Below are 8,241 nucleotides of genomic sequence, written 5' to 3' on the forward strand. Positions count from 1 at the left end.
GGCTGTTTCTGCTGCGATGGCGGTTAGCCCGGAGGGTGAAAAGCTCTTCTAGGCGTGCCGTTCACGGTCTTTCGACCCTAGGTTGATCGGCCCTAGGCTGATAACGAAGCCGGGGGTGAAGCCCGGCAAATATCCCGCAAATATAACGCGCAGAAAGGCCCCGGTACTGATGTACCGGGGCCTTATCTGTATGTGCAATCCGCACCGTGGTGCCTGCGTCAGAGGCTTTTAGAGGCGAACCACCTCATCGCAGCGGGCAATATCCTCGGGACGGTGCGACACCAGAACCGTAGCCACGGAGCTGGAGCGGGTCGCCGCATCCAAGTCAGCCATCAGCGCGCGGGCGGACTCAGCGTCCAGGTGCGCGGTCGGCTCATCCAGCAGCAGCACCGGCGAGTTCACCAGCAGGGCACGAGCCACCGCCAGACGCTGACGCTGACCACCGGAGAGGAAGGAACCGCCAGCACCCACCGGGGTGCGCAGGCCCTGAGGCAGAGCGTCAAACCACTCGCCCAGACCCACACGGCGCAGAACCTCAATCAGCTCTTCCTCGCTCGGGCGATCCGAACGGTCACGAGCCAGCATCAGGTTACCCTCAAGGGTCGACTCGAAGATGTGAGCCGCCTGCGGGCACCACGCCGCGTAGCCGCGCAGCTGCTCACCCTCCAGGACCTCACCGGAAGCCAGCACGCGGCCGGACTCCAGCGGCAAGAAGCCCAGAACGGTTGCCAGCACCGTAGACTTACCGGAGCCGGAGGGGCCGGTCACCGCAGTCCAGGAGCCCGCGCGGGCGTTCATGTTCAGGTCGGTGAAGACCGGGTGGTCCATGCCGGGCCAGCGGGCGGTGGCATCCTGCAGGCTCAGGGCGGGGGCAGTGACGTTCACGCCGAGCTCCTGCGGGGTTCCGCAGCTGACCAGGGTGGGTTCGCCGGGCTTCGGCGGGCGCGGTGCGCCAGCCTTAGAACCAGCCTTAGCGCCAGACTTAGAATCCGCCTTAGCGCCAGCCGCAGATTCGGGGCGGTCAAAGCGGTGGGCACGCTGACGGTCAGCTTCCAGCAACTCCGCCATCTCGGCCTCCGCGCGGGCACGCAGACGCTCAGCGCGACGCGGCAGAACGTGGGTGTCCACCTCAGCCTCGGTCGGCACGGAACGCTTCAGGGTCGAGGTGGCAACAATACCCTCCAGGGATACGTCACGCACGCTCGGGGCAATGGTTGCGAGCAGGCGGCTGAACGCGGGCCAGGAGCGGACCGCCTCAACATGGGCCAGGGAGCTTTCCAGCATGCCGGTGCACAGCAGCACCACGATCGCCGCTTCGGGGGCACGCACAGTGCCGTCAACAGCCAGCGGGTACGCAATGATGGCGCTCGCCAGAGCCGCGCCGAACCAGCTGAGGGTCACGAGGGTACGACCCACGCCCTGAGCAGTCGAGCCCTTCTGCAGGGCGGACAGGTTCTCAGCGTCCAGGGCGCTGTTAGCCTTCTCGGCGGTGGTTGCCACGCCGTTAGCACGCAGGTCCTCAGCCGCCGAAAGCATGCCGGTACCCAGGCGCAGCATCTGCGCGGTGGAGCGGCGAGCCAGCGCCTCCGCACGGGCATCGGCGCGCAGCACAATCCACGGAGCCACAAAAGTGCTGACCAGCACCGCAAGCAGGACCGGAATCAGAGCCTGCGGCAGGATGCACGCGGTCGTAATCAGCGCCGCGGTCATGACCAGCAGGTGCGCGGCCGGCGGAATAATAACGCGCGGCACGCCGTCACGCAGCTCATCAATACCGCCCACGAGGCGTTCGAGCAGCGCGTCACCGCGAAGCAGGGCACGCACGCTGCTCACGCTCTGCCATGCGCCAACCCAGGCGCGCAGACGCAGAATATTCGCGGCGGCAAGAACCTTCGAGTGGGTCATCAGACGCTCAGCGTAGCGGGCGCAGGCACGGCCCAGACCGAAGAAACGCACGCCCACAATGGCGACCATCAGGTACATCATTGCCGGGCCCTCGGCGGCGCGAACAATCAGCCAGCCGGACAGCGCGGTCAGTGCCGCAGCCATCAGGGACGTAATCGCAGCCATAATCACCGGGCCGGTTGCGGCGCGAACACCAATACCGGTCAGTTCCTTCAGGGTGCGCAGGCTTGCGAACAGGCCTGCAGGTTCGGCGTCCTGAACCTCGGTAGCTGCGGAGGCGCCCGCCGGGGCGGTGCTTTCAGCCTCGTACTCTGCCCGGTCAGCCAGCAGGTGCGCAGGAGCTTCAGCGGGAACCGCAACGCGGGCGGTGTTCGCCTCGGCGGTCCAGGTGTAGCCCCGAGCGGTCTGCACGGCACGAACGAGGGTGTCGCAACCAGCGGCGAGCTCCTGCTCGTGGGTCACAATCAGCACGGTTGCGCCAAGTTCCGCCAGGCGGTGCAGGGCGCGGGTCACCAGGTATGCCGAGTAGGCGTCCAGGTGCGCGGTCGGCTCATCCACCAGGACGGTCAGCACGGTCTGCTCACCGCCAGCACGGTAGATAGCCTCGGCACGAGCCAGGGTGCGTGCCACGGCGAGGCGGCGCGCCTGACCCGCGCTGAGGGCACCGGGTTCAAGGGCGGTGAGCTTCTCCATGCCCAGCTGAGCCAGCGGGCCAACCAGCAGCGCGGACTCGGCATCGGTGACGGACAGCTTCTTGGAGTCCATCGCTTCACCGAGCAGAGCGGCGGCACGCTCGCGCTCCGCCTCGGTGGCGCTGAGCGCGTAGAGAGCCATTTCGGTCTGCACGGTGGGTGCGGTGAAGACCGGCGACTGCGGAATGACCAGGGTGGTTCCCAGACCACGCACGCTACCGGTCAGGTGCACGGGTTCCTGCGAGCCGGTGGGCACCAGACCCTCACGCACGGCACCGGAGAACACGTTCAGCAGGGTGGACTTACCGCAGCCGGACTCACCCATCACGCCGATCACCGCGCCGCGCTCACCCTGGGCGGTAGCAACGCGACGGTCCAGGTTCAGGGACAGGTTAGTCAGCACGGCAGGACGCGCCGGGTAGCTCACCGACAGGTCCTTAACCTCAATGGTGGAAGGCTGAGCCTTATCCTGCGTTGCCGAATCCTGTGCAGCCGAGTCCGCGGCGGCGGCGGGCAGGGGCGCATCAATAATCTTCTGGGCGCTACGCAGGGCGGCAACGCCGTCCTCCGACTGGTGGTAGGCGGCACCCACATCACGCAGCGGCTGGTAGCACTCGGGAGCCAGCAACAGCACAAGAATTGCGGTGTCCAGGCCCAGGGTGCCGTTGACCAGGCGCACACCAATTAGCACAGCAATCAGCGCCACCGAAATGGTGGTGATGAGCTCCAGCGCCAGCGAAGACATGAAGGCGCTACGCAGGGTCTGCATGGTGCGTTCGCGGTAACGCTGGCCGAGCGCGTTCATGGCGCGGGTCTGCGCGCGTTCACGGCCCAAACCGATAATGACGGGCAGGCCGCGCACCAGCTCCAGAATATGGTCGGAGAGACGGTGCAGTTCAGCCTGAGCTTCTGCGGTTTCGTCGCGGGTGTTCTTACCAATCAGGATCATGAACACCGGAATGAGCGGCAGGGTGCACGCCAGCACCATGGCACTCATCCAGTCCAGGGATGCCACAACGACCCAGAGCATGAACGGCACAATCGCGGTGGAAACGAACGCGGTCAGGGTCTTGGTGTAGTAGTCGTCCAGGGCGTTCAGGCCGCGGGAAAGCAGCACAGCGGTCGCGCCGGTACCCTCGGGGGTGTCTGCGCCACCGGTGGCGAGCACGCGCTTGAGCAGGGCGGAACGAATCTGAGACTTCGCTCCGGAGGCGGCACGCTGCGCGCTCACAGCCAGCAGGTAGTCGGTACCCGAGCGGACGAGTAGCGCAATGACGGCGACCGCAATCAGGCCGGGGGTAATGGTGTCTGCGTCACCGAAGATACCGCCGAGGCCGAGTAGCCAGCCGCCGTGCGCCTCCAGCTGAGCCTGAGCGGAGCCCGAGAACTCGATGTAGGCGCGGTACACGTCCGGGGCACTAGTCTCTTTGAGGCGCGCGTGCTCGGCGGCAACAGCGGCGAAACCTGCGTGTGCCGCGCGGGCGATAATCACAGCCAGGGCGGCACTGAAAAGCACCGTTGCGAGGGTGTGCACGGCGGTGATGATGCCGAACGTGCTGAGGGTTTTACGGGCGTCAGGGCCCAGGGGCGGGCGACGGTCAGCGCGGTCGTTGCGCTTTCCTTCGGTCACCTCTGGTGCCTCAGTGTTCTGATGTTTGTCAGCATGACGCGGTGTGTGCGTTCGACTCACGTGTTGTCCTTTGACCTAGTCTTCTGCTGTTTTACCTCCCACCAGTTTAAGGCTTGGGCTATCTAATACCTATTTGACCAGTCAGATTTCAGCTAATTGGCTGGTTCCCCAGCATCATCTCTAGCCGCGCATCGCGTCAGCGGGGCTCTTGCGGGACGCCACCCACGCCGGGTACGCCGAAGACACCAGGCCGGTGAGGGCGCCTACCCCCACGCCGAGCACCACGAATCCCGGGGAGAGAATCGCCTGCCAGCCCTGCACGAGCGAAAGAATAATGGTCGCAATCATGCCGGCGCAGGCGCCGATGGAGCCGCCGAGCACACCGAGCATGACGCCCTCCATGAGGAAGATGCGGGCAATCAGCCATTTGCTCGATCCGATAGCGCGCCGTAGCGCAATTTCTGCGGTGCGCGATTGCACGGACAGGTACATGGCGGTTGCCGCCGAGAGGGAGGCGAGCACCAGCAGAATACCGGAGAGCACACCCACGTACAGACCCAGATCCGATGCGATAGACGCGCGCAGGCTCTGCAGGTCGGAGGGGGTTTCCACGTTGATCTGGCTGGGTTCAGCGGGCTTGAGGGCCAGCGGAATGGCCTTGGCGACCGCCTTGCCGTAGCCCCGTTCGGTTTCGGCAATGTAGGTCACCTGGCCGCGTCCGGTGCGCTGAAGTGTGCCCGGCGAGACAATGACCGAGTTCCTGAATTCGTAGCCGCTATTGCCGGGGTCGAAGAGGCCGATGACAGGCATCAGCTGGCCATCCACCCAGATGCTCACACCGGGTGCTACCTGCGGCAGCCCACCGAGTTTAATGCCGTAATCGACGGTGGGCAGCTCGCCGGGCCTGGGCTCGGTTGTGGCGTTATCTGCCGCCTTATCTTCGGGAATAATGCCGAGGGCGCGGGCAGCAGAAACCGACACGATAGCGCCCGAGAGCTGCTCGGCACGCTCACGGTCGGCAACGTTCTCCTGGGTGAGGGTCGAGTTCATCTGTTCGAGCGCACGCAGGGTTTCGGGGTTCATGCGGGCACCGATTTGCTCGAGCCTGGTCTTCGAGGTGGAGCTGAGGCCAATCGCCGTTTTGGGTTCGTCCTCGTAGGGGCTGAACCGGGTGATTCGCACGTCGGCGGGTGCCACGCTACTGACGAATCCGGTGTTCTTCACGTAGTCCAGCGCGCTAATGCGGTCGGCTACATTCTGCGCGGATTCGCCCTGCCGGTAGGTTCCGAGCATATTCTGGTCATTGTCCCGGTCGCTGATGTAGAGCGTGGATTGTTCGGAGCCGAGCAGACGCTGATTCACCTGGTAGCTGGCGGATTCACTCATGCCGGAGGCGCTGATGAGTCCGCCCACGCCCAGCGCGAAGGACAGGCCCAGCAACAGGGTGCGTAGCGGTCGTGAGGTGAGCGCGGAGATTGCCTCGATGCTGTCGTCGGTGAGGAAGCTTCCGCGGCGGTGCGCGGCGGGCTTCTCCCCCGGCGCGAGGCTGGCGGGAGCATCAACCGGGGTATCCGTTGTAGCCGGCACAGCCTCGGCAACCGGCCCCTCAGCGACCGGCACCGTAGCCAAATCGGCGCGGCTCTGCTCGTGCAGCTGCCCATCCTCAATGCGGATCACGCGGCGGGCGGCGGCGGCAACCTCCGGGTCGTGGGTAATCACCAGCACGGTACAGCCGGTCGCATTAATGCGCTGCAGAATCTCAATAACCTTGGCGCTATTGTGGCTGTCCAGGTTGCCGGTGGGCTCGTCGGCAAGAATCAGCGGCGGGCGCGTGGCGAGGGCGCGGGCAATGGCGCAACGCTGCTTTTCGCCGCCGGACAGGTACCGGGTGCGGATGCTGGCACGGTCGCTCAACCCCAGAAATTCTAGGGTTTCTTCGGTGCGTTGCAGGCGCTCGCCGTAGGGTACGCCCTGCACACGCAGGCCCATGGAGGCGTTGGTCGTGCTGGTTTCGTCCAGCAGCATGTTTGAGGATTGGAAGATGAAGCCGAGGTGGTCTCGGCGCATTTCGTCGCGTTCTCTGTCGCTGAGTCCTTCCGTGTTTTTGCCGAAGAGGCTGTACGTTCCGCTGGTGGGAGTGTCGAGCAGACCAATGGCGTTGAGCAGGGTGGATTTACCGGATCCGGAGGGGCCGATAATGGCGAGGAATTCGCCGCGTTCGACCACCAGGTCGAGGTGGTCGAGGACGGGTCGGTCGCTCCCCTCAAAGATGCGGGTAATGCCGTGCATTTCGATAGCGGGCGCGGTATCGAGCCCGGCGGCTTCTCCCCTACCCTGCGGGGCTGTCATGCCGTCGGGGGCTCGCTCGGGGATTCCATGATGGCGGCTCATGAGACAAGCACCTTCTGTCCCGTGCTGAGGTTCGCGTTGATTGCGGCGTATCCGCCGGCGGTGCGTAGAACCTCAACGTTGACTCGTTCGGTGGCGGGCGCATCCTTGCTGGTTGAGGTGGAGCTACCGTCCTTTTCAACAAGCACATAGGTGCCCTGGGAGTCCTGGCGTACCGCGGTGGTGGGCACGGCGAGGGTGGTTGAGGTGTTGCCCTTGCTGGTGATGGAGGCGCTCTGGCCCGGAGTGAGCTTGCTCGGGTCGTCGGCGCTGAATCGCACGCTCTTCGCCGCACCCTTGGAGGGGTCGTTCTGCAGCTCACCAATGCTGGTGATGGTACCTTCCACGCTGCCGGTGGAGGTGCGCAGGCTAACGCGGTCGCCCACCTTGAGCTTGTTGGCGACGGCGAGTTCAACGCTGGATTCCACGTAGGGTTCGCTGGTTTCTACGCTCGCGATGGGGTTGCCGTCGCTGATGAGCTGGCCGACCGCCGCAACGGCGGTGACGGTGTGGCTGCCGCCGGGCAGAATCGCGTAGTTGCTTCGGGCAATGGTGGTGACCCCCTCGCTGGGCACGCCGGTCAGGTGTGCGCGGTGCAGGCGCGTGACGGCGTCGAGGGTGTCTTCGGTGACGGTGCCGCTCTGCACGGTGGAGTACCCGGCGGAGTTCAGCGCCTTCTGGAAGGCGAGCACGTCGTCGCCGTTATCGCCCAGGTGCAGGTCGCGGTACAGCGGTAGCGGCCCGTCCAGCACGAAGACGGGGTCGGCGCCAATGATGCCGATGAAGTCACCGGCCTTGAGCACGTTACCGGGCTTCTGGTTCTGGTAGACGAGCACCGGCTCACCGTTGGTGCGCGCGCTAATCGGGGCGGTCTCCCCAGCCTTGGTGGTTCCGGCAATGGCGAGGCCCTCGCTGACGGTACGTTCTTCAACCTTCGCCCAGACCGGAATCACGGTTTTCGCCTGCACGGCCGGGTCGGGGCCCGTGGCGGCGTAGCGGGTGCCCAGATAGAAGGACAGCATGAGCGAACCGATGGCGAGAATAGCCAGCAGCAGGAGCACGCGGGGTCGGGCGATGCGCTCGCTGAAGCGGTGCCCGCTGTTTTGGTTCTGTGAGTGAGTCGTCATGGCGGTGTCTTTCTGTTCTTTACGCCGTAGTATGCTGTCTCGAGTTACTGATGCTCCAGAACGTACTGCTTGAACTTCTCGTCGCGGTCACGGTCGGCTTGGCGTTCCTGTTCAAGCTGTGACTGGTGCTTGCGGATGAGCGGCATCTGGTACTGTGCTTCCAAGTCGTAGAGCTGCTTGCTCATGCCGACCTGCTGGTTACATTCGGCCTGGATGGTGGCGATGCGAATCTCCTCTTCGGAGGCGGGCTCGTTGAAACCGCCGTTCTTGCTCAGCTGCTCAGCCAGCGGGGTTTCCTCGGCGACGGAGCCTGCCGAACGCGGGGTGAGGCCACGATCAGAAACGCACTGCTTCCACTTCTCTTCGAGCTCCTTGTGCAGGTCGCTACCGTAAACGGCATTGCCCGCCTCGGTGGAGATACGAATGTACGTGGCCTGCTCTTCCTTCTCGGGCCTCTTACCTTCGGGCACCGCGGCGTCCAGGGTCTCGCGGGCCTTGG

3 protein-coding genes and 1 pseudogene are annotated in these 8,241 nt (G+C 64.9%); all 4 read right to left on the reverse strand.

The genetic code is table 11. The features are described from left to right. Positions 1 to 228: 228 nt before the first annotated feature. Positions 229 to 4,227, reverse strand: coding sequence for an ATP-binding cassette domain-containing protein (locus tag Q0216_RS03775; RefSeq protein ID WP_298593046.1), 3,999 nt, complete (start codon positions 4,225 to 4,227; stop codon positions 229 to 231). A 180-nt stretch (positions 4,228 to 4,407) separates the two neighbouring features. Further along, positions 4,408 to 6,618, reverse strand: a complete 2,211-nt coding sequence (locus Q0216_RS03780) for an ATP-binding cassette domain-containing protein (protein ID WP_298593048.1) — start codon at positions 6,616 to 6,618, stop codon at positions 4,408 to 4,410. Next, complete coding sequence (locus tag Q0216_RS03785) at positions 6,615 to 7,742, reverse strand: efflux RND transporter periplasmic adaptor subunit (RefSeq protein WP_298593050.1); 1,128 nt, start codon at positions 7,740 to 7,742, stop codon at positions 6,615 to 6,617. The genes Q0216_RS03780 and Q0216_RS03785 overlap by 4 nt, the downstream gene beginning before the upstream one ends. Positions 7,743 to 7,786: 44 nt before the next feature. Beyond that, positions 7,787 to 8,241, reverse strand: a pseudogene (locus Q0216_RS03790) (multidrug transporter); the annotation flags it as partial.

Origin of the sequence: uncultured Rothia sp., assembly GCF_937976295.1 — a bacterium.
In the GTDB taxonomy this organism is placed as follows: Bacteria; Actinomycetota; Actinomycetes; order Actinomycetales; family Micrococcaceae; genus Rothia.